Origin of the sequence: Salisaeta longa DSM 21114 (assembly GCF_000419585.1) — a bacterium.
Classification (GTDB): Bacteria; Bacteroidota; Rhodothermia; order Rhodothermales; family Salinibacteraceae; genus Salisaeta; species Salisaeta longa.
The window spans coordinates 800,349-823,912 of the sequence record NZ_ATTH01000001.1 but is presented as its reverse complement, the minus strand read 5'-3'; the positions used below and the strand labels follow the sequence as shown (position 1 = coordinate 823,912).

General features: G+C 64.6%; 15 protein-coding genes and 1 tRNA gene. 7 read left to right on the top strand and 9 right to left on the bottom strand.

What is annotated here, in order from left to right:
- Positions 1–133 precede the first annotated feature (133 nt).
- The 5 genes from ligA to SALLO_RS14940 form a co-directional block, all read right to left on the bottom strand.
- Positions 134–2,239 carry an NAD-dependent DNA ligase LigA gene (ligA, locus tag SALLO_RS0103505; RefSeq protein ID WP_022834933.1) on the bottom strand — a complete coding sequence of 702 codons (2,106 nt, stop codon included), beginning with the start codon at positions 2,237–2,239 and terminating at the stop codon, positions 134–136.
- Positions 2,240–2,263: 24 nt separating this feature from the next.
- Positions 2,264–3,433 carry a helix-turn-helix domain-containing protein gene (locus tag SALLO_RS17605; RefSeq protein WP_022834932.1) on the bottom strand — a complete coding sequence of 390 codons (1,170 nt, stop codon included), beginning with the start codon at positions 3,431–3,433 and terminating at the stop codon, positions 2,264–2,266.
- 132 nt (positions 3,434–3,565) lie between these two features.
- Positions 3,566–3,640 (bottom strand) — tRNA-Pro (locus SALLO_RS0103495).
- 97 nt (positions 3,641–3,737) lie between these two features.
- A complete protein-coding gene (locus tag SALLO_RS0103490; RefSeq protein WP_228702766.1) occupies positions 3,738–6,851 on the bottom strand; it encodes an efflux RND transporter permease subunit in 3,114 nt (1,037 codons plus the stop codon).
- A 47-nt stretch (positions 6,852–6,898) separates the two neighbouring features.
- A complete protein-coding gene (locus tag SALLO_RS14940; protein ID WP_022834930.1) occupies positions 6,899–8,320 on the bottom strand; it encodes an efflux RND transporter periplasmic adaptor subunit in 1,422 nt (473 codons plus the stop codon).
- A gap of 268 nt (positions 8,321–8,588) precedes the next feature.
- Here SALLO_RS14940 and SALLO_RS0103480 point away from each other — a divergent pair, with 268 nt between their 5' ends.
- Together SALLO_RS0103480 and SALLO_RS0103475 are read left to right on the top strand one after the other, a co-directional pair.
- The gene (locus SALLO_RS0103480; protein WP_022834929.1) at positions 8,589–10,157 is read left to right on the top strand and encodes an FAD-binding domain-containing protein; all 1,569 of its coding nucleotides are present in this window, start codon (positions 8,589–8,591) and stop codon (positions 10,155–10,157) included.
- A gap of 213 nt (positions 10,158–10,370) precedes the next feature.
- The gene (locus tag SALLO_RS0103475) at positions 10,371–13,568 is read left to right on the top strand and encodes a TonB-dependent receptor (protein ID WP_022834928.1); all 3,198 of its coding nucleotides are present in this window, start codon (positions 10,371–10,373) and stop codon (positions 13,566–13,568) included.
- 193 nt (positions 13,569–13,761) lie between these two features.
- Here SALLO_RS0103475 and SALLO_RS14935 read toward each other — a convergent pair whose 3' ends face one another.
- Entirely contained in the window at positions 13,762–14,466 is a 705-nt protein-coding gene (locus SALLO_RS14935; RefSeq protein WP_022834927.1) for a class I SAM-dependent methyltransferase, read from the bottom strand.
- A complete protein-coding gene (locus SALLO_RS0103465; protein ID WP_028566855.1) occupies positions 14,463–15,710 on the bottom strand; it encodes a DUF3419 family protein in 1,248 nt (415 codons plus the stop codon). Before SALLO_RS0103465 ends, SALLO_RS14935 begins: the two co-directional genes overlap by 4 nt.
- Positions 15,711–15,810: 100 nt before the next feature.
- Between SALLO_RS0103465 and SALLO_RS0103460 the strand changes: the two genes are divergently transcribed.
- On the top strand, positions 15,811–16,422 hold the full coding sequence (locus SALLO_RS0103460; protein ID WP_022834925.1) for an IMPACT family protein: 612 nt from the start codon (positions 15,811–15,813) through the stop codon (positions 16,420–16,422).
- Between the two features lie 235 nt (positions 16,423–16,657).
- Here the strand turns inward: SALLO_RS0103460 and SALLO_RS0103455 are convergent, their stop codons facing one another.
- Together SALLO_RS0103455 and SALLO_RS14930 are read right to left on the bottom strand one after the other, a co-directional pair.
- Positions 16,658–17,419, bottom strand: a complete 762-nt coding sequence (locus SALLO_RS0103455) for an FAD-binding oxidoreductase (RefSeq protein ID WP_022834924.1) — start codon at positions 17,417–17,419, stop codon at positions 16,658–16,660.
- A 43-nt stretch (positions 17,420–17,462) separates the two neighbouring features.
- Positions 17,463–18,077, bottom strand: a complete 615-nt coding sequence (locus SALLO_RS14930; RefSeq protein WP_022834923.1) for an NDR1/HIN1-like protein — start codon at positions 18,075–18,077, stop codon at positions 17,463–17,465.
- 79 nt (positions 18,078–18,156) lie between these two features.
- Here SALLO_RS14930 and SALLO_RS0103445 point away from each other — a divergent pair, with 79 nt between their 5' ends.
- The 4 genes from SALLO_RS0103445 (at position 18,157) to parS (ending at position 23,561) form a co-directional block, all read left to right on the top strand.
- Positions 18,157–18,726, top strand: coding sequence for a TrmH family RNA methyltransferase (locus tag SALLO_RS0103445; protein ID WP_022834922.1), 570 nt, complete (start codon positions 18,157–18,159; stop codon positions 18,724–18,726).
- A gap of 22 nt (positions 18,727–18,748) precedes the next feature.
- Positions 18,749–20,695 carry a methylmalonyl-CoA mutase family protein gene (locus SALLO_RS0103440; protein ID WP_022834921.1) on the top strand — a complete coding sequence of 649 codons (1,947 nt, stop codon included), beginning with the start codon at positions 18,749–18,751 and terminating at the stop codon, positions 20,693–20,695.
- A 41-nt stretch (positions 20,696–20,736) separates the two neighbouring features.
- Positions 20,737–22,890: a methylmalonyl-CoA mutase gene (scpA, locus tag SALLO_RS0103435; protein WP_022834920.1), complete on the top strand. Its 2,154-nt coding sequence runs from the start codon at positions 20,737–20,739 to the stop codon at positions 22,888–22,890.
- A gap of 242 nt (positions 22,891–23,132) precedes the next feature.
- Positions 23,133–23,561, top strand: a complete 429-nt coding sequence (parS, locus tag SALLO_RS14925; RefSeq protein WP_022834919.1) for a type II RES/Xre toxin-antitoxin system antitoxin — start codon at positions 23,133–23,135, stop codon at positions 23,559–23,561.
- The last annotated feature ends 3 nt before the right edge of the window (positions 23,562–23,564 follow it).

Below are 23,564 nucleotides of genomic sequence, written 5' to 3'. Positions count from 1 at the left end.
GGCTGTGTTTAAAACTCAACGTGAGCGCGAGCCCGTGGCTGCACGACGTTCGAAGCAGGGGGAGCGGGCCTACAGCGATGCAGCACAACGTAGCAGCAGCGGCTGTCCAAGCGGGCGCAGCCGCGAGGACAGTCTAATTCAGCAGGTCCAGGAAGTCGTCTTCATCAAGGATCGGCACGTCGTTTTCCTGGGCGTCCGCGAGCTTAGACCCTGCATTTTTACCGGCCACAAGGAAGTCCGTGGCCCCGCTCACGCTGCTGGTCACGCGCCCGCCCACGGTCGTGATGCGATCTTTGGCCTCGCGGCGCGTAAACGCATCGAGGCGGCCGGTGAGCACCACGGTCTTTCCGGCCAGCGGGTGATCAGTCGTCGACGAAGGCGCCTCCTCCGGCAGCCGCTCGGTGTTCACGCCGACGGCCCGCAAAGCCGCGACGAGCGCCTGGTTGTCGTCCACCGCTCCCCAATCCACAATGCTTTCGGCAATGACGGCGCCAACGCCATCCACGGCTTCGAGCTGTTCCGCAGAAGCCGCCAGCAGGGCCGCCATCGAGTCGAAGTGTTGTACCAGCGTACGCGCCACCGTGCGGCCCACATACCGGATGCCCAGCGCGTAGATGAGGCGATGCAGCGGCCGCTCCTTCGATGCCTCGATGGCCGCGACAAGGTTCGATGCGCTCTTCTCCGCAAACCCCTCCAGCGGGATCAGATCAGACACCTCCAGGCGGTAGAGGTCGTCGAGCGACGACACCAGCCCGGCGTCCACCAGTTGATGGGCCACGCGCTCGCCCAGCCCTTCGATGTCCATGGCGTTGCGCTGCACAAAGTGCTCCACCAGCCGCTTAAACTGCGCCGGGCACTCGGTATTCATGCAGTAGACGTCGGCCTCGTCGGGCAGGCGCACGAGCTCGGTGCCGCACACGGGGCAATGCGTGGGGAAGCGCCACGGCGTTTCGTCGCCCGAGCGGGCGTCGGGGACGGGCGCCACCACCTGCGGAATGACGTCGCCGGCGCGCTTAACGACCACCGTGTCGCCCACGCGAATGTCGCGGTCGCGGATGTAGTCCTGGTTGTGTAGGGTGGCCTGCGACACGGTGACGCCGCCAATGTGCACCGGCTTGAGCACCGCCTCGGGCTTAATCGCGCCCGTGCGGCCCACGTTCACCTCAATGGCCTGGAGCGTTGTGGTGGCCTCGCGGGCCGGAAACTTGTACGCCACCGCCCAGCGCGGTGCGTTGGAGATGCTCCCGAGGGCCGCTTGGTAATTGAAGCGATCAATCTTGAGCACCACGCCGTCAATCTCGTAGTCGAGCGTGTCGCGCCGCTCGGCCCATTCGGTACAAAAGTCGATGGCCGCATCGATGGCCGCGAAGCGCGCGACGTGGTCGCTCGTGGGAAGCCCCCAATCCGCCAGATGCTCCATGACCGCGTGCTGCGTGTCGAGCGCCGGTGCATCTTCACTGACCGGCCCCAGACCGTATCCGAAAAAACTCAACGGACGCTCGGCCGTCACCGTGGGGTCCAGCTGACGCAGGCTCCCCGCCGCTGCGTTCCGCGGATTTGCAAACGGCTGCTCATCGGCGGCGGCCAAACGCTCGTTGAGCGCCTCAAACTCGCTTTTGCGCATGAAGACCTCCCCGCGCACCTCCATGCGCTCGGGCACCGCGACGTCTGTGTCCACCGGTACTTTGAGCGGAATGCGGTGCACCGTGCGGATGTTGTGCGTGACGTCTTCGCCCACCGTGCCGTTGCCGCGCGTGGCTGCGGTGGTAAGTTGGCCGTCCCGGTAGGTGAGGGCCACGGCCAACCCATCGATCTTGAGCTCGGCCACTACGGCGGGGGCTACATCGCCGAATGCGTCGCGCAGGCCTCGGCGGCAGCGGTCGTACCAGTTGCGCACGTCGCCGGCGTCGAAGGCGTTGGAGAGCGACAGCAGCGGCTCGGGGTGCGTGTGCTTCTCGAACGCATCAATGGGCGCGCCGCCTACACGCTGCGTCGGCGAATCGGGCGTTTGCAGGGCGGGGTGGGCCTGCTCAATGGCTTGCAGGGCCTGGTAGAGGCGGTCGTATTCGGCATCGCTGATGAGCGGCGCATCCTGCACGTAGTACCGATGGGCGTGCCGGCGCAGCACCGGACGCAGGCGCTCGGCGAGGGCCGCTGCCTCGGAGCGATCGAGCGATGACGGGTCGTCTGGCGCATCCAGGTCCGACTGCAGCGCACGCGTTTCATTCAGCAGATCCATGACAGAAGCGTTGGCGAGAGGGGCTTACAGGCTGGCAGGCGGGAGCGGAATGGTGTCGGGGGAGGGCACCGGGCGCGGCGGTTCGCCCCGCAAGCTATCGACAAAGATGAGGGCGGAGTCGCGGCTGATGACCGCGCGGCCGTCGGCGCCGGGTCGCAGCGGATACGGATAGCCTTCCAGGCGCACCCTGATGCTGTCGAGTGCTTCTTCTAACACAAACCGCGAGCGCGCTTGAAAGATCTTTGCTTCGCCCGCGTTGATCCAGTACGGCCGCCGCAGGTCGCTGTCGCGCTGTACGCGGATGGGACTCACGCGGCCCGTGGCAATCACCGTGAGCTCCATCACCTCGCCAATAGATACGTCGGCGAGTGGCGGGGCGGGAGGCGCGGCCGCCGTATCGACCGCAGCGCCCATGGTATCGGCGCGCGTCAGGGTATCGGCCGGGGGAACGACAGGCGATGATGGGGGCGCACCCAGTTGCGCGTACATCCACCACCCAACGCCCACAAGGAGCCCCACCGCCACGACGCCCGCGAGAAGGACCAGCCACCGGCGCGTGCCCGCGGCGCCATCAGACGAAGGCGCACCACCCGCCGCCCGCGTGGAACCGGCCGTCTGTGCTTTAGCGCTAGGTGAGGAAGCCTCCGGCGACGCAGCATCACCTGCCACCGACGACGGCTCCGGCGAACGCGCAGGCTCCTCAGACGGAATCCCCCAGCGCGTCGCTGTATCGGCGGAGGCGTCATCATGCGCCGCGTCCTCCTGATCGCTCGCTTCCGAATCTTCCTCGGTTGCTCCCTCCTCGCCGGAAGACCCATCGGATTCTACTTCATCTTCCGCATCGGATGCACCCGATGCCTCGCGCGGCACATCTTCAGCCGGCGGGCTGCTGCCCAGGAACTGCGTGGCCATCTCGTGCTGATAGTTGCCGTCCAGCGCGCGGTCGAGCGCATCCAAGGCCCTATCGGGCGGAAGGTCGACGCACTCCGCGTAGGCACGAACCAGCGACCGCAGGTACACCCGGTTAAACGACGGATGATCGAAGAGGCCGTCCTCTTCAAACGAGGCGATGAGCACCGGCGTAATACGCGTGGCCCGCTGAATGTCTTGCCGCGACACATCGCGCGCCTCGCGGATGCGCTTCATGTCGTGTGCAAAGCGCTTCCCCGCAGCGATTGAAGCATCAGTGGCCATAAACAGAAAGCGTCGTCGGTAGGTGGGACGAAGCGCTTGCGATGCAGGTACAGAAAAGCCGTCTCCGGCACGAGTACCAGAAACGGCCCAGGGCAAGCGCACAAGCAAGCATCCGCTAGATGCCTGCAACAGTCGGGACACCCGGATTTGAACCGGGGACCTCCGCTCCCCCAGAGCGGCGCGCTAACCGGACTGCGCCATGTCCCGATGTTTTCACAGGTACAACTAAAGGGTCGCCCAGAGGTTCTGCAAGGGGTTCACGGAAAACGTACGGAAGCCCCGCCGGGCGCGCCCTTTCGCGGCGTCACTTGGAGGGGGCCACCTGTCCACTTGGCAGCCAGTGCCAGTTGGGAAGCTGTGCCTGCACGCGGCGCTTCAAGCGCTCGGCGCTCACATAAGCCGTGGGGATGAGCACCAGCGTGATGAGGGTGGAAGCGGTGAGCCCGCCAATCACGGTGCGTGCCAGCGCCGCCTGAATCTCGGCGCCCGCGCCCAATCCCAGCGCCAGCGGCAACAGCCCCAAAACGGTGGTAAGCGTCGTCATCAGGATGGGCCGCAGCCGCAACCGGCCGGCTTCTGCCACCGCATCCTCAAGCGACAGATCCTGCTCGCGTCGCAACAGGTTGATGTAATCCATGAGCACAATGGCGTTATTCACCACAATGCCAATCAGCATGATGATGCCCATGACGCTTTGGATGTTGAGCGTCGTGTTTGTTAAAAGCAACGTCGGGATAACGCCCACAAGTGCCAGCGGCACGCTGCACATCACAATCAGCGGATCAAAGAACCGCTCAAACTGCCCGGCCATCACCATGTAGATGAGAATCAGCGCCATGATGATGGCAATGAGGAAGTCCGATTGCGCCTGCTGCTGCTCGCGGTATTCGCCGCCGTAGGTGATGGAGAAGCCCTCGGGCAGGTTCACCGTGCTCAGGTCGGCGCGGATGCGCTCAACAGCCGTTCCCAACGCAATGCCTGTTTCCAGCGATGCGCTGATGTACGTAACACGCTGCCCGTTGATGCGGCTGATGGACGTAGGGCCGCGGCTCTGGCGCGTGGTAACCAGCGCCGAGATCGGCACGTTTTCGCCGCTGGGCGTGCGCACCGACACGTTGCGGAGGTCTTCCGTCGTCAGTCGGTCTTGCGGACGGAGGCGCACCATGATCGGAATTTGCTCGCCGTCCTCACGAAAGACCCCGGCCCGGCTGCCGCCCACATTGGTTTGCAGCGCGTTGGCCACCTGATCGGGGGTCAGGCCGATGCGTGCAATCTTGCTTCGGTTGAGCAGCACATCTTGCTCCGGTCGTCCCTCGCGGCGCCCCGAGCGCACATTGGTAACGCCCGGAATCTCTTGCAGGCGTTGCTTGATTTGCTGCGACAGCCGCTGGGCGGCGTCCAGGTCGTAGCCGCGCAGCTCGACTTGCACCGCCTGCGTCCCGCTGCCGCTGCTAAACACGCGGCGCAGCACCCACAGGCCCGATTGCGCCTCCACCCGAATTTGGGCGCCGGGCACCGTGCCCATTACGGCCTCGCGGATGCGATCAGCCAGCACGAAGCTGTTGGTGGTGCGCTCGCCCGCGGGCTTCAGCCGGATCTCAATCTCGCCGTCGTCGCCGCGAATCACCTTCGCGTAGTTCTCCATGTCCTGTTTCGGCAGGAGCGGGCGCACCTTCTGGTTCAGCTCTTCCAGGTACTCGTTCACCACCGCGATATTTGTACCCTGCGCCATTTCGAGCTCAATGTCGATCTCGCTCGTGTCGGTCTGCGGAGCCAGCTCAACCGGCACCAGCGGCCAGAGCACCACGGCGCCCACAAGCAGCACAGCCGTTGTGCCAAACACGGTCGTTCGATGCTGCAGCGCCCAACGGATGACGCTCTTGTACCGATTTTCGAGCCGGCGAAAGAGGCGTTGAAAAGCCGATGGATCTTGCTGGGCCTCGCCCCCGCTCGATACGCTGAGGAAACGGCTGGCCAGCATCGGCACGAGCGTAAGCGCGACGAGCAACGAGCAGAACAGCGCGAACACCACCACCAGGGCAAGCGCCTGAAAGAGCGCCGCGGACGTGGTGCGCGCAAAAACGAGCGGCAAGAAAATCACCGACGTGGTAAGTGTAGACGCAATCACGGCGCCCGCCACCTCCCGCGTGCCAATGCGTGCCGATTCCTTCAATGAACGCCCGTTCTCTTCCCGTTGTCGAACAATGTTCTCCAACACCACAATGGCGTTGTCCACAATCATACCTACTCCCAATGCCAGGCCGCCAAACGTCATCTGATTCAGCGTCAGCCCACCAAAGTACAGGAGCCCAAAGGTAGCAATGATGGAGATGGGAATGGCCGTGGCAATGATGAACGTCGTCGAGCCATTCCGCAAAAACAGATACAGCACCAGAAGCGCCAGCAGCGAACCCCAGATGGCCGACGATTTCACGTTGTTGATCGACTTCTGGATAAACTCGCTCTGGTCGCTGATGACCGTCAGCGTCAGATCATTGCGTCCTGCATTGATCCGCTCTACGGCAGCACGCACCTCATTGGCCACCGATACCGTGTTCGCGTTGCTCTGCTTTTGGATGGACATCCGCACGATGGGCACGTTGTTCAGCTCAGCCAGCCGCCGGATGTCCTCGTACCCGTCAATGACGTCGGCCACATCAGACACCCGGATGGGCTGCCCATCGCGCATGGCCACCACGGTGTTGCGTATTTGGTCGATGGATGAGAATTCGCTCCGCGGTCGCACGTACAGGTTCTTGATGCCATCCTTCACGTTGCCGCCGGGCACGGTTGAGTTGGCCTGCGCGAGGGCCTGCTGCACCTCCTGGGCCGAAAGGTCGAGGGCTTGCAGGCGGTCGCGTTGCAACGCGACGCGCACTTCGCGACGAATGGCGCCTTCAATCTCAATCGTCCCAACGCCCTCAATCTGCTCGAACTGCTTTGCCAGGTCGCGCTCCATGATGCGCGTGAGCTCGGGCAAGGGCCGCTGCGACACCGCGGCGATATCCACCACCGAGATGCTGTTGGGGTCAAACTTCCAAATGCCCGGGGGCTCGGCCTCGCGGGGCAAATCGTCGCGGATGCGGTCGAGCGCGGCGCGCACATCATTCGCGGCAGCATTCAGGTTGGTGCCCTGTGCGAACTCCAGGTTGATGTAGCTGCCGCCCTGCTCCGACTGCGACGTCATGCGTTGCACGTTGGGCACGCCCGACAGCGCATTCTCCAGCGGGTCGGTGATGATCTTTTCCATCTCCACCGGCCCCACGTTGGCGTAGTTGGTGTAGACGGTGAGGCGCGGGTACTCAATTTCCGGAAGAAGGTCGACCGGCAGGTACGTAAAGCTCACGATTCCGACAGTAATAACCACCAGGAAGGCCATTGTGGTGGCCACCGGGCGCCGGATGGAAACATCAGTCATCGACATAACAACAGCGGGGCGTGGGGAAAAAGACCGTGCGGCGGAGGCTAAGGGGTAGACGTAAGGGCTACAGATTGCACGCGGCTCGACTGTAGTGAGTCGGGCGCGGCGGTGGCCGCAGCGGGTGTTGAGGTATTGCCCGCATCATAGCTTCCGCGTTGCCGGGCCAGGCGCTGCTGCTTCTTCATGAAGCGACGGAGCAGATCCTGGTCTTGCAGGCGCTGCAGCGCCACAATACGATTCCACGGTTGCGGGCGCACGCGGGCATCGACGCGGTTTTGCTCCGGGCGACTCAGCAAGTTCTGCCCAACAGTAATGACCCACGTGCCCGGGTCTACGCCCCGAATGCCGGCCGTGTGGCGCCCTTCCGCAATCACTTCAATGGGGCGGAAAACAGTGGGCGTCGGGCTGGTCAGCGGCGGCGGGTTGTTGGGGTTGTAGTTGCCAGGCATCTCCACCGGCACCTCTTGCCCAAGCGAAGGCGCCACGAACACCCCTTGCGTGCCGGTCTGCGGATCTTCGTACAGGGCATTCACCGGCACGAGCGTTGCCTGCTGGCTTTCGCCGTACTCCACGTCGACCTCCACAAACATGCCCGGCTTGAGCAAACCGTCAGCATTCGGTACGTCAATTTCTGCAGCGGCCCGATAGGTATTCGGATTGATGAAGGGCGACATCCGCGAGACGCGTGCCTGTAAGGTGGTGTCTCTAGATGGAACGTGTACCCGCGCCGTCTGCCCCACGTTAATTTTGCCAAGCAGCTCGTCCGTTACATCAACCTGCACCTCCACCTCGTCGAAGCTTCCCATCGTAAGCAGCCGCGTGCTGCTGTCCACGCGTTGCCCCACTTCGGCGTTGCGCATGCCGATGTGGCCGTTGGTGGGCGCGCGCACCACGGTGCGTTGCAGATCGGCCCGGCGCTCCGCTACGGTGGCTTCGGCTTGCATCACCTGTCCCTGCGCTTGCTCGTAGCGCGCTTTGGCTGCAGCCACTTGTGCTTTAATGGACTGCAACTGCTGGGCGCTCTCAAAATTCTGCTGCGCCAGCTTCTCGGTACGCTGTAGCTGCAGGCGGCGTTCTTCCAGGGTGGCCTTAGCCTCGGCGGCCTGCGCGCGTGCAATCTGCAGCTGGGCCTCGGCCTGCAGCAGTTGCTGGCGATACACGTCATCGTTCAGGCGCACGAGCGGGTCGCCCGTGTTCACGTAGTCCCCGTTTTGGACCATGACCGCCACAATGCGCGCGTTGATCTCCGGATAAATCGCCACCTGGTTTTTGGCCCGGACGGTGCCGCTGAGGCGTTCCTGGAGGGGCAATGCACCATACTGCGCGATCGTAGCCTCAACCGACGGAATCGTGTCATCACCGTTCGGCGGCCCGCCCTGCGACGGCGCGTCGCTGCCACAACCAGCCAAGACGAGAGCCAGCGTTAACGTGCTAAGAAGCAGCACGGACCACGAGGAGCGGAGCATAAGCGCAGAAATCCAAGGAAAAGGGAATGCAGTCGGTCCTACAGGCGGCCGTCGGAGGCAGATCGACGTGCGCGGGCAACATACCGAAAACGTTGCAGGCACACGCTGCAATTCCTACGTGCCTGTGCTACGCTGAACCCGTGTCCTGCAACTTCTTTCCGTGGGGCCGCAGCGTTTGCCCTGAATCACACGGTCGTGCAATCAGCGGCACACGGCGCAGGGTTGCTGACACCACGTAACAGCTCCGTTGAAGGTACACCCGCCAACGATGCCCGCTCCCCCCACCGACGCCCGCCCATCGCCCCACGCGCCCGACCATTTGCAGGTGGTGTGGCTGAAGCGCGACCTGCGCGTGACCGACCATCGGCCGCTTTGCGAAGCCGCGGGCCGCGGGCCGGTGCTACCGCTGTACATCGTAGAGCCGCAGGTGGTAAACGCCCCCGACTTCTCGGCGCGGCACTGGGCGTTCATTCGGGAAAGCCTGCAGGCGCTGCGCGAAGCGCTGGCCGCACGCGGGCAGCCGCTGGTGGTGCGTCAGGGCGACGCGGTGCCCACGTTTCAGCGGCTGTACGAGGCAGCAGGCGCGTTCACGCTGTGGGCGCACGAGGAAACCGGCAACGCCCGCACGTTTGCGCGCGACGTGAACGTTCGCCGCTGGGCCCGCGTCCATGCCCTCCCCTTTCACGAAATCCGCCAGCATGGCGTCTTTCGGGGACTTGAGGACCGCGACACCTGGTCTGATCGCTGGACGGCCCACATGGCTGACCCGCCGGTGGCGCCGCCCGAGGCGCTGCGCCCGGTGCCGATACGGCCGGGCACAATCCCAACAGCCGACAACCTCGGACTGACGGCGTCGTACGATACAGTGCAACGTGGCGGCGCCGCGGCCGGTGAGCGCGTGCTACGCTCGTTCTTGGAGACGCGCGGGCGGCGCTACCACAAGCAGCTGTCCAGCCCCAACACCGCCTTCGACCATTGCTCGCGGCTGAGTCCGCACCTCGCGTGGGGCACGGTCAGCCTGCGCTCTGTGCTTCATGCCACGCGCAAGCGACAGGCGGACGTGGGGCGGGCGGCGCCGTGGCATCGGGCCCTCGCGGCCTTCGAGAGCCGCTTGCACTGGCACGATCACTTCATCCAGAAGCTCGAGTCGGCGCCACGCATCGAGCACGAAAGCTTCATCCCGGCGCTCGACGCCCTCCGCGCCGATGCCTTCAACGCCGCGCACTACGAAGCCTGGACCGAGGGCCGCACCGGCTACCCGCTGGTGGATGCCTGCATGCGCGCCCTCACGGCCACCGGCTACCTCAACTTCCGGATGCGCGCAATGCTCGTTTCCTTTGCCGCGTACGACCTCTGGCTCGACTGGCGCCGTTTCAAGGACGTGCTGGCGCGCCGCTGGACCGACTACGAGCCCGGCATTCACTTCAGTCAGCTGCAGATGCAATCCGGCACCACCGGCATCAACGCCCTGCGCATGTACGACCCCACCAAGCAGGCCCGTGAGCACGATCCCGACGGCGCCTTCATTCGCCGCTGGCTACCGGCGCTCGCCCCAGTGCCCACCGCCTACGTGCATGCGCCCTGGCTGATGCCCCGCTCGGTGCAGGCGTCGTGCGGGTGCCGCATCGGGCGCACCTATCCGGCGCCGATTGTGCGGCACGAGACGGCCGTCACGCAGGCACGCCAACGCATCGCCGCGGCGCGCAAGCGGCCTGCAGTGCAGCAACAAGCCGCCGAGATACTGGAGCGCCACGGCAGCCGGCGCGGGCGGCGGGGGAAGGGTGCATCGTCCACATCCAACACGCCGCCCGACAGGCAACAAACCCTCGACCTATAAGGACCAATCTTGAGCCGTTACCCAGCGCAGCGTTGAAGCGCATGGGACCACAAACTGACCGACCCGTAGCGGCGCTGGCCCTTACCTGAAAGAGCGCCCGAACGTGAATACACTTCAACGTTACGGCTAAGTCTTGTGTAACTGGTTTCAATTCGTTACATAGCCATCGTATGGTAGTATGTGTTCAAACTATTATCTTCAAACACCACACTCATGACTTACACCTACCGTACCGTCATCCTCCTGCTCTTGGCAGGATTCACATGGACCATTCCCGAAGCCGCCGCCCAGGGCGTCACGCGTGCTGCCATGCACGGCACCGTCGTCGACACGCAGGGCGAGCCGCTGCCCGGCGCCAACGTCCTTGCCATTCATACCCCCACCGGCACGCGCTACGGCACAGCAACCAACGCGCAGGGCCGGTTTCTCTTTCGCGCCATGCGCATCGGCGGCCCCTACACCGTCCGCGTCACCTTCATTGGCTACAAGCCGGCCGAGCAAACCGGCATCCGGCTGCAGCTGGGCGAAGACCGCGAGCTGAACGTGGTGCTTGAGGAAGAAGCCCGCGCCCTCGATCAAGTCGTTGTGGTAGGCGAAGAGTCAGACCTCAACAGCGACCGCAGCGGGATTTCCACCTTTGTGCAGGAGGACGCCATCGAGGCCCTGCCAACCATCAGCCGCAGCACGCAAGACTTCACACGGCTGACGCCGCAGGCCAGCGGCCTGAGCTTTGGCGGACGCAACACGCAGTACAACAACTTTTCCGTCGACGGCTCAATCTTCAACAACCCGTACGGCCTCGACTCGCCCGTGCCCGGCGGCCAAACCAGCGCGCAGCCCATCAGCTTGGATGCGGTGGAGCAGGTGCAGGTCTCCATCGCCCCCTTCGACGTGCGCCAGGGCGGCTTTACCGGCGCCGGCGTAAACACCGTCACCAAGAGCGGCACGAACGACTTGACCGCTACGGCCTACTACTTCACGCGCAACGAAAACCTAATTGGCGATCAGGTGGGCAGCGCGACGCTCTTTGAGCCCGACCTCACCTTCAACCAGGCCGGCATCAGCGTGGGCGGGCCAATCATTGAAGACAAGCTGTTTTTCTTCGTCAACGGCGAGATTGTGCGTCGCGACGATCCCGGCTCCGTCTTCAGCGCGGACACCGATGGCAACCCCAACAACAATGGGCCAAACGTATCGCGCGTGCAGGCCGACGTCATGGAACGGATTAGCCAGCGGCTGCAAGAGGAGTACAACTACGACACGGGCGGTTTTGGCCGCGGCTACCTGCTGGATACCACCAACGACAAGCTGCTGGCCAAGCTGGACTGGAATATCGCGACCGGCCAGACGGCCACGCTGCGCTTCAATTACCTGAACGCCGCCAAAGACCTAAACGCCAACCCGGTGGCCATTTTCCGCCGCGGGCCCAATCAGAACACCCTGCCCTTCGAGAACGCAGGCTACACGATCAACAACGACATCTACTCGATCGTGGGCGAGTACAACGGCTCGTTTGGCACCCGCTACACCAACAAGACGATCATCGGCTACACGGCCTTCCGCGATAACCGGGAGCCGTTCAGCACCCCGTTTCCCACGCTGGAGATCTTTGAGAACGGGCTGCTCTACACCACGGCCGGGCATGAGCCGTTCTCCATCAATAACCTGCTGGACCAGGACGTCTTTCAGTTCACGAATAACTTCAGCATCTTTGCCGGAAGGCACACCATCACACTGGGCGTGAACTACGAGCAATTCTGGTTCAACAACTCGTTTAACCTGTTTAAGTACGGGCTCTTCGTCGCGCCTGTGCAGTTCGGGGGCACGCGGTTTCAATCGCTCGACGACTTCTTTGCGTACACAGATCCCAGCAATCCGTCGTGTAGCGCGCCCGGCGTTGATCCGGCCGATGGGCCTTGCTTCCTGGAGCTGAACGAGTTTGTCCCGGACAACCCGACGTTTGCTTTTGATGAGACAAACGTGGGGCAAGGCGCGCTGTACGTGCAGGACGAGTACACGGTGAGCGATCGCCTGGAGGTTACAGCCGGGCTGCGCGTGGATATGCCGGTGTACTACATGGATATTCCGCGCAACGAAGCCATCGCCTCGCTGCGCTTCCGGAACAACGAGCGGATTGACACCAGCGAACTGCCCGAGGTGCGCCCGCTGTGGTCGCCGCGCGTGGGCTTCAACTGGGACGTATTGGGCGACCGCACCACGCAGATCCGCGGCGGTTCGGGCATCTTCACCGGACGGCTGCCGTTTGTATGGATTGGCAACCAGGTGACGAACCAGGGCACCGACAACCCGAGCTGCATCAACACGCCTAATAACGACGGCTGCCTGGGCATCGTGAACGCGCTGTCGGACGACTTCCGCTGGCCGCAGGTCTGGAAGTCGAGCCTGGCTATTGACCAACGACTGCCGGGCAACGTCATTGCCACGGTGAACGCGCTGTACGGCAATGACCTGAACGCCATTGTGGTGCGCAACGCCAACCTGGCCCGGCCTACCGGCACTGCGCCCGACGGCCGCCCCACGTTTGGCAACGTGACCAATCCCGGCAACGAGACGTCCACCCGCATCAACGACGAGGTAGCGGGCGCCTACGTGATGGATAACACCAACGAAGGCTACCAGTGGAGCGTCACCGGCGAGCTGAAGAAGCAGTTTGATTTGGGTGTAAATGCGCGCCTGGCCTACACGTACAGTCAGGCCCGCAACAAGCTGACCTCCACCGAGATTGCGCAGGTGCTGTTCGAGGGCAACCCGGTGTCGGTCGATCCGAACAACCCGGAGCTGAGCTTCTCGGAGTTTGGCCTGAAGCACCGCATCATCGGCGCTGCGAGCTACCGCGTGGCGTATGCCGAGCGCTACAAGACGACCGTCGGGATGTTCTTTGAGGTAGGACGCGGCGATCGGTTCTCGTACACCTACGCCGGCGACATGAACGGCGACGGCGTCATCAACAACGATCTGATGTACGTGCCCACCGGACCGGGCGACATCAACCTCGTGAACCCCAGCAACTGGTCGGCACTCAACCGCTACATCACCCAGGACGAGTACCTGAGCAGCGTGCGCGGCGCAATTGCAGAACGCAACGGCGCCCTAAGTCCGTGGTTTGCGACGCTCGACCTGCAGGTGGCGCAGGACTTCACCCTGGATGTTGGCTCGACGGCGAATACGCTGCGCGTGTCGCTGAACATCTTCAACGTGCCCAACCTGCTCAACAGCGCCTGGGGCGTGCGAGAGGTGCCCATCAGCACGCAGGTGTTGCGGTTTGAGCGCTACAACGCGGCCGGCGAGCCCGTCTTTGAATGGATTGGCCCGCAGCGGACGTTCCAGGACAACGTGGCCATCGTGTCACGCTGGCGGGCGCAATTGGGCATCCGCTACATCTTTAACTAGGCTGTGTTTTAAAAAGTCAACGTGAGCGCGAGCCCGAGGGGGAAGCCGGAGCTGCAAGGCGTTCGAAGCAGCGGTAGCGGGCCTACCGCGATGCAGAACAACGCAGCAGCAGCGGCTCTCCAACCGGGCGCAGTCCGCGAGGTGTTTTAAACACAGCCTAAACCCTGTGCAGCGTGTCGCGCGCGAACGCGTGCTACACGATGGACGGTTGGTGCGCGGGCGACGGCTTCGGCGGTCGCCCGCGTTCTGTTGGGGGGCAACGGAGCACCGCGCGGTACGCGTACCGGCCGGCAATGGGCGTAATGACGAGGTCGTCGACGCGCCCGCGCTGGCTGAGGGCATGCAGGTGCATGTGGAGCGCCGGGCGATGCCGCACGCCAAAGAGCCCAAGCCACTGGCGCAGGAGGGCTGCCGCCGGCGCCGGCCAGTCGGCAATGTCCCAGAAGTCGACGATGTAGAGCGCGCCGCCGGGGCGCAGCTGCGCAAGCGCCCGGTCAATCGCGGGCCGCGGGTCGTCCAGCATCGACAAGACGTACGAACAGACGATGGCATCAACCGGCCCCGGACGTCCGAAGGCCACGTCCATGGTGAACGATTCGGCCAGGCCCTGCGCCAGCCGCACCGACGCATCGGGCGCATGCCGGTCTATCGACCGGCGCGCCGTGTCGAGCATCACGGTCGCCGCATCGAGGCCGTACAGCGTCGCCGTTGGCAGGAGCTCGTGGAGCTCTAGCAGGTTGCGGCCCGTGCCACACCCTATCTCCAGCACCGTTGCGGGGGCATCGGCCGCCAGCGCCGCCAGCGTATCATCGCGGCCCAGCAGGTAGTAACGCCGGCTGAGGTCGTACACGTGGCGCGTGTAGCGATACATCCGGTTCATGCGTTGCGCGGTGCTCATGCTGTGCACTCGTAGAGATGAAACATGCCGTAGATGGCCGAGCGGTCGTGGGCGTGCAGGCGCTCAGAGGCCATCCGGTGGTAGGTGAAGCGCGAGCGGAGCGCCGTCGGCAGGGCCGCCTCGACCGGCGAGCGCGTGCCCGCCGTGCGGAAGATAACGCGCGCCCCGGCGCCGCCAACCCGTGCAATCTCGCGCCAAAGCCGTGCAATGGCCGAGGGCGTCATCCAATCCTGGGCATCGAGCAGCACAAACGCGTTGTACGCGCCCGTCGGCTGCGCTGCGAGATAGTCGGCATACGAGGCCACGTGCGTATCCACGCGGCCCGCGCGCTCTCGGAGCGCAGGAAAAGCCTCGGCGCGCAGGTACGGCGGAATGGCCCGGCGGTGCGTATGATCGTAGCGGCGGCCAAAGACCTGCCACGCGAAGTAGTTGTCCTGAATCGGAAACTCGCAGACCATGGTGCGAAGCCGCTGCCGAAAGAGCCCCAGCACACCGCCCCTCGACTCTTCCGCCATGAACCGGTGCTGCTGCGGCGGAATGCCCAGGCTGAACACCGTAGCCGGTTGTTGGGTGAGCCAGGCGACCCACCGGCGCTCAAAAAACGGCGCGACCACGCGCTGATAGAACGCCCGCTGCCCGGCGAGCGTCTGCGCCTGCAGCAAGCGCTCGGGCTGCAGCCCCATCTGCCGTGCCACCCCGTGTACAAACCGCAGGAAAAGCCCCATGCGGCTGCGGTCGTACAACCCGCTGGCGAGCACATGATAGCGCCGTTGGCGACGCAACCCGCGACGCGCCGTCCAGAAGGCGCGCGTGTCGTCGTCGAGGTGTGGTTGGAGGTGCCTCGTGTAGATTGAGACGTTGGAGGAACGATCGCCGTGCCCAAACAGGTCGTAGAAGGCATCGTGCGAGGGCACGCGGCGAAGCGCCGTCAGCTTCAATCGGGTCAAGGCCAGGTGGGCCGGATTCAGGTCGAGCGCGGTGATGCGTTCGGGGCCGTGCCCGAGGTAGTTGAGGACGTTGCATCCGCCCGAGGCGATGGTGAGCACGCGGCTGTTGCCATCCAGCTGCAGCGCCCGGGCATCCACGCGCGGATCTTCCCAGATCTGGTTGTAGACCCAGCCATCGAACCACGTGGTGAAAAGGCGTTCCAGCAGTCCGCGACGCGAAACGGTTGGACTTTGCTGCACCGCATCGGGCAGCAGGCGGGCCACGGACGGAACGCGAACGGATGGAGCACTCGGCATGAGGGCAGATGCTTGGTGGACAGGACGGATGCAACCAATAGGTTACGGGTCTCGTGTTACCTTGGCATTAGCGAACTATGGTGATTGGGTAAGCAATGGGATGGACGGCAGCGATACGTATCGGACCCTCGCGGGCGACGGGTGGGCGGAGCTCAAACGAGAGGGGTCGCGCTTCATCGCCGAGGCGATGCCGGTGGAAAGCCGCGAAGAAGCGCAGGCATGCGTAGAGCGCATTCGATCGCGCGAGCACAAGGCCACCCACCATTGCAGTGCCTACCGCGTGGGACCGGAGGGGCAGACGTTCCACTACGACGACGACGGCGAGCCCAGCGGAACGGCCGGACAACCCATCTTGCGCCACATCGACGGCCGCGCAATCACCAACGTGGTCGTCGTCGTGACGCGCTACTACGGCGGCACCAAGCTGGGCACCGGCGGCCTTGTGCGCGCCTACGGAGACGCCGCAGCGGCTGCATTGGACGATGCCGGCACGCAAACCATCGTCCGCCGCACGCAGGTTATCGTAGCGTTTGCGTATGACGACACCAGCGCCGTGCGGCGCGTGATCGACCGTTTCGATACGGCAGCAGTGGATGCAGAATACACGGCCACCGTTCGGCTCACGCTCGGCATACGCCCGTCCGCCGTGGCGGCGTTTACCAATCAGATGCAAGAGGCGACGGCCGGGCGAGCTACCATCCGTGCAGCCTAAAGCATCGCAGCCCGGCCGGTGCAGACCCACCTCGTGTGGGGATCATTCGTTTCGGGGGAACGCGGGCCGCAGATAGCAAGAGCACAAAAGAGAAGCCACGTATCGATAGCTATTCAACGATTGCGGTCGAATGTCAAATCAAGCGAACCCAAACGCAATCATTCTATATTTGCAATAACAGACATAAAGTGGCAGGTCGAACGGCCGCTCGGGGCCGGGATTGCAGGGTGCGGCCTCACGTGGTCCGGCGCTCGACGAAGTATTTCTCCTCGTAGAACGCGGCCTCCGGCAGGCCCGCGCGCCGGGCGAGCGCCTCCACATGCTGCACCATCTTCGGATGCCCGCACGCGTACACCGCGGTGTCCTCCAGCGGAAAGCGCGCCGCGTCCCAGTGCTTCCGCAGCACGTCGCCCACGCGGCCACGCTCGCCGGTCCATTCCGCATCCTCCCACGGTCGACTGACGGTCGGGACGTACGAAACCCAGTCGTACCGCGTGCTCATCGCATGCAATTCGTCGCGGTACGTGCCCAGCTCCCACGAGCGACTGCCTCCATGGATGATCAGAAGCTGGGGTGGCGTGATGCCCTCCGCCGCTTCCGCTGCCAACTGACGAGCGATGCTCACGTACGGCCCCACGCCCGTCACCGTGGCCGCCATCACGTGGTGCTGCCGATCGGTGTCGCGCACAAAACGACCAACTATTTTCTTTCGCATCCAGAGCCTATCGCCCGATTCCAGCGCCCACAGTCGCGGGGTGAGTGCGCCGTCGGGTACCAACTCCACAAAGAACTCGAGCATACGGTCGCCGGGCGTTGCCACCACCGAATACGCGCGTAGTAACGGCCGGTCGGTCGCTTCGTCGTGAACGCCGAGCGTTGCGTACTGCCCCGGCGTAAAATCTATGGCTTCGGGACTTTCAACCCGTAAAATGAGCAGATCGTCGGCTACCGCGACGCACTCGCGGAGGGTGAGCTGAACGTAACCAGACCAATCCATGGACTTCCGTGCAAGTGGTGGTACATGCTGTGTGGGAAAAGCGCTACTGTGCCGGTTGCGTCGTTCCTCCAACCGATTCGTGCATCACCGTGATGGGCTGCGGGTACTTGATGCGTCCCAACGCCGTGCGAATCGTCGGCTGAACCTGCAGCTTCACGTTCTGCGGCGGCCCCTCGCCCCCTACAGCCAGCGCCAAATCCACCAGGTCTTGCAGTCCGTTGCCGAAGAACTTCACCAGATCCAGTTGCACCGGCACCGGCACATCGGCCGTGGTGCCCGGCTCAATCAGCGTCTCGTTGTTGAACACACCGCTAACGGTCGTCTCGCCATCCAGGATGAGCGTCCAATCCATTTTGGTAAGCCGCGCCGCCACGCTGTTGCTCTCGGGATTCGTCGCGTTCACGTGGACCGTAAACGACAGAGGCAGCTCGCCATCCGCGACGGCCGCGCCCAACCGCAGCATATCGGTAGCTCGCAGGTCCTCGTACGATTGGACGCGACGCAGGTCGATGCCCGCCAGCTGCGCCTGGGCCACCCGGTCGAGCCCAAACGTGACATTCCGCAGCGCCGTAACCTGGCGCAGCGTCGTGCAGCCCGCAAGGGCAACAAAAGCAAGGAGAAGACCAGTCCAGGTGGCCGTACGGAATCTATTTTTCATGGTGGATGGAAGGTTGGACAGATAACTTTACAGGGCAAAAGATGCGAAGCCCCGTTGTAACGTAACGACCAGACCGCCCATGCGAAAGCTAACCTGGGACGAAATCGACCGCCCCACCCCCGATGAGCTCGCCACGTTACCCCGGCACCCCATCGCGGGCGTGCTGCACAACGTGCGGTCCATTTACAACGTCGGATCGATGTTTCGCACCTCCGATGCCGCCCGCATCCACCACGTCCACCTCAGCGGATACACCGGCACGCCCGCTCACCCCGATCTCCAAAAAACGGCGTTAGGCGCGCAAGACACCGTTCCGTGGACACAGCATGAAGCACCAGAAACGCTCATTGACTTTCTCTGCAATAACGGATACACTGTTGGCGTCCTCGAAATCACCGATACGCCCACCCGCCCTTCCGCCGTTGCGGCGCATCACTTTCCACTGGCCCTCGTGGTTGGAAATGAAGTGCACGGCGTGGATGACGTGTGGATGGACGCCGCCGACCTTGCCCTGGAGCTCCCGCAGTACGGGGCCAAGCAGTCGCTGAACGTCTCGGTGGCCTACGGCGTGGCCGTCTACCAACTGGTGGATCGGTACCGTGCGCTCTGCGGACCGCCGGACGCTGCCGCTCGTACCGATGCTACGTAACGCTCATTTTCGCTCCCTGCGTATGCCCAACGACATCCCCGCGCCTGAATCACCGCTCTTCGACGCGTTTCCCCCGGTCGCTACCGAGGACTGGAACGCCCGCATCCGCAAGGATATGGGCACAGACGACGTTGAATCGCTCGTCTGGGACAGCCTCGACGGCTTTCGCCTCCGGCCGTACTATCGGGCCGAGGATCTGGCGGACTTTTCGCACGTCAGCGATGAAAGCGCTTCCTCTCCGCTAGCCGCGAGCGACGATACGCCTGCCAATGCCTGGCGCATCCGACAAGACCTTGCGCACGCGTCCCCAGACGACCTCTGCCGGGCCCTCGACGCCGCACAGGCCGCCGATGTGACCGACATTGGTCTGCAGATGGCCGTCCGCGACGGGCGGCTGGTGGGGCCGGCGCTGCAGACGCGGGACGACTGGCGCCGCGTGCTCGACGCCCTCGCCCCCAGCACCCGCCTGCACCTCCCCGGCGGCCCGCTCGGCCTCGCAGCATGGACGATGGTGCGTAGCGCGACGCCTCAAGCGCCCCCGCTCGTCGTGCTCAACTACGCCCCCACCGCCGCGCTGGTCACCGGCACGCTCACGCGTCCGCAGCAGGCCTACGATTACGCCGCCCAGCTTGTGCGCGCGGAGACGCGACCGGCCCACCCGCTGGCCATTGACGCCACGCCGTACCACCGCGCCGGGGCCGCCATGGTGGACGAGATGGCCTGTACGCTGGCCGCGTTTAGTGAACTGCTCGCGCAGGAAACGGAACGGGGGCTGGCGCTCAACGACCTGCTGGCAGCAATCCACTTCGTCGTTCCGGTTGGCACGAGCTTCTTCCCGGCGCTCGCCAAGCTCCGGGCGCTCCGCCTGCTGCTGCCCCAGGTGGCCGCCGGATTTCTGGACGCCGCGGCAGCCGACGCATCGTACGACGCCAACAGCGTGCGCCTCCACGCGCACACCGCATGGCGCAGCCGCACCGTGTACGATCCGCACATGAACCTGCTGCGCGGCACCACCGCCGCCACCGCCGCCGCGCTTGGCGGGGCCGATGTCATCAGCGTGGCCCCGTTTGATGCCGCGGGCGGCGCACCGAACGCCTTCGCCGACCGTCTGGCCCGCAACACGCAGCTCATCCTGAAGCACGAGGCGCACCTGAACCATGTGGCCGATCCGGCCGCCGGATCGTACTACATCGAGGCGCTCACCGACCAGCTCGCGCGCACCGCATGGTCGCGTTTTCAGGCGATCGAAGGCGCCGGGGGCATCCTTGAAGCCCTGCGCGACGGCGCCCTGCACGAGCGGATTCGATCGGTGGGACAACAGCGCCTGGCGGAGGTCGCGCGCCGGACGCGGATACTCGTGGGCACCAATCACTACCCGAACCCAGCGGAACGCCGTACAGCGGACGTAGACGCGCGGCCGTCGGGGACGCCCGTTGCCGCAGATGCGCCCGCCGAAGCGCCGCTCGCGCCCGATGCCCCGGCTACGCTGGCCGACCGGTGGGCCGGACTTCAAGACGACGCCGAGTCCTTTCTGGACCCGCTGCCCGCGCAGCGCCTGAGCGCCGCGGTGGAAGCATGCCGGCTGCGGACCGAGCGCGCGCCGCGGACGCCCGTCGTCTTTCTGTTGCCCGTGGGCCCGCGCCGCATGCGCAGCGCCCGCGCCACCTTTGCGCGCAACTTCTTTGGCGTAGCGGGCTTCGAGATCGTTGAAAACGTGGGCTTTGCATCCGTTGCCGAAGGCGCCGACGCCGCCGCAGCCGACGCCGACCTGATCGTTTTGTGCAGCAGCGACGAGGCGTACGCCGATGCCATGCCCGCCCTACGCGACGCCCTCGGTAAACAGCCGCCCCTCGTGTACATCGCCGGAGCCCCCGCGTCCATCGACGCCACCGCCGACGGCTTCATCCATCGCCACGCGCCGCTGCTCGACACCCTCACCACCGCGCAAGACCGCCTGGGCCTTGCCTAACCCGTCGCGTCTTTTTCCACCCAACCCCTACGCCTCCCGCCATGACGCGCCCCGACTTTTCCAACCGCGCCTACCAGCCTGCCGACGCGCCCGCCGCGTCGCCGCCCCGCGATGCATGGACAACCCCGGAGCAGATCGACGTACAAGCCGCCTACGGTCCGGATGACGTAGCGGGCCTCGATCACCTCGACTTTGCCGCGGGGCTTCCGCCCTATCTGCGCGGACCGTACAGCACCATGTACAACTTTCGGCCGTGGACCATCCGGCAGTACGCCGGCTTTTCGACCGCCGAGGAATCGAACGCCTTTTACCGGAAAGCCCTGGCCTCGGGGCAAAAGGGGCTCTCCGTCGCGTTCGACCTGGCCACGCACCGCGGCTACGACTCCGATCATGAGCGGGTGCGCGGCGACGTGGGCAAGGCCGGCGTGGCCGTTGACAGCGTGGAGGACATGAAGGTGCTGTTCGACGGCATTCCGCTCGACGAGATGTCCGTGTCGATGACCATGAACGGCGCGGTGCTTCCGGTGATGGCCTTTTACATCGTGGCCGCCGAGGAGCAAGGCGTGTCGCACGCGCAACTGAGCGGCACCATCCAGAACGACATCCTGAAGGAGTTCATGGTGCGCAACACGTACATCTATCCCCCGCAGCCTTCCATGCGCATCATTGGGGATATTTTTGCGTACTGCGCCGACGAGATGCCGCGCTTTAACGCCATCAGCGTGAGCGGCTATCACATGCACGAGGCCGGGGCCCCGGCCGACCTGGAGCTCGCCTACACGCTTGCGGATGGTCTGGAGTACCTGCGCACCGGGTTGGACGCGGGCCTCGGCATTGACGACTTCGCACCGCGCGTGTCCTTCTTTTGGGCCATCGGCATGAATCCGTTCATGGAGATCGCGAAGATGCGGGCCGGACGGCTGCTGTGGGCGAAGCTGGTGAGGGAATTTGCTCCTGAAAATCCGAAGTCGATGGCGCTGCGCACGCACTGCCAGACCTCGGGGTACTCGCTGGCCGAGCAGGATCCGTTCAATAACGTGATGCGCACCGGGCTAGAGGCCCTCGCGGCCGCGCTGGGGCACACGCAGAGCCTGCACACCAACGCCCTCGACGAAGCCATTGCGCTGCCCAGCGACTTTGCCGCTCGCATTGCGCGCAACACGCAGCTGTACCTGCAACACGAAACCGACATCACGCGGGCCATCGACCCGTGGGGCGGCTCCTATTACGTCGAGCGCCTCACGGCCACGCTCGCCCGCCGCGCCTGGGCCCTCATCCAGGAGGTGGAAGACGCCGGCGGCATGACGGAAGCCATCGAGCAGGGCCTGCCCAAGCTGCGGATTGAAGAAGCCGCCGCCCGTAAGCAGGCGCGCATCGACACCGGAAAAGACGTGCTGGTGGGCGTCAACCGCTACCGCCCCGACGACGTTGAGCCCATCGACACGCTCGAAGTAGACAACGAAGCCGTGCGCCGCCAGCAGATTGAACAGTTGGGGGCGCTCCGCGACGCCCGCGATGCAACAACCGTCGACGACGCCCTCGACGCCCTGCGCCACGCCGCCGAAACGGGCGACGGCAACCTGCTTGCCCGCGCCGTAGACGCCGCCCGGGCCCGCGCGACCCTCGGGGAAATTTCGCGGGCGCTGGAAGACGTATACGGTCGTCATGTCGCGCGCACCGCGTCGGTCAGCGGCGTGTATGCCGAAGAAGCCGGACGCGACGAACAGTTTCAGGCGACCCGCGCCCTTGCCGACCGGTTTGCCGAAGTGGCCGGGCGCCGCCCGCGCATCATGATCGCAAAGATGGGCCAGGACGGCCACGACCGCGGCGCCAAGGTCATTGCCACCAGTTTTGCCGACCTGGGGTTCGACGTTGACATCGGCCCGCTCTTTCAGACGCCCGCCGAGGCCGCCCGACAGGCCGTGGAAAACGACGTGCACATCCTGGGCGTCTCCAGTCTGGCCGGCGGCCACAAGACCCTGGTGCCCGAGGTGATGGACGCGCTCGCGGACTTTGGCCGCGACGACATCCTCGTGATTGTGGGCGGGGTGATTCCGCACAAGGATTACGACGTGCTGTACGAGCACGGCGTGGCCGGCATCTTCGGTCCCGGCACCGTCATCGCCGAGGCCGCCGCACAAATCCTGCATGTGCTGCTCGAACAGTACGGCGCTCCTACACCAGCGCACGGATAAAGGGCCATATTCGTGTGCCATGCAGTAGGACATATCAATCCGACTTACGTCCTATAACCAGCAACATCCGAGCTCCCCTCTGACCATTCATGTCATTGTGAGCGGACACCGGGAGCGTGGAGGCCTTTGGCGGCAATCTCCGCGATGAGACAACATCTTCCCGCAGATGAGAAACAGCGAAGCATCTAATCGCGTGGAACGCCACATGGCACACCGTTCTCCGCCACACGCCCCGCGCGGTTATGAAATGCTCCGCTGCTACGACATCCGCTGCACTGCACGATGCCCTCGCTCCCGATGCGCCACCCACCGAAGCGATTGCCATCATTCGTGAGGGCGTATCCACTGACGCCTTGCAGCGCCTAAAAGAAGCACTGGCGCTCACGGACGCCGCGCTGGCACGTGTTGTGCGCATCCCCAAACGCACGCTAACCCGCCGCAGACGCGAGGGCACGCTTCGCCCCGACGAGTCTGAGCGCGTAATTCGCCTGCTTCAGCTCATCCGCCACGCAACGTCTGTGTTCGGCTCAACGGAAGACGCCCGAACCTGGATGCACGAACCCAACGTGGCGCTAGGAGACGAAACGCCCCTACAGTTTGCCGACACAGAGCCCGGCGCGCGTCGCGTCGACCAGCTGCTTGGTCAAATTGCACACGGCGTCGCCCTGTAGCCC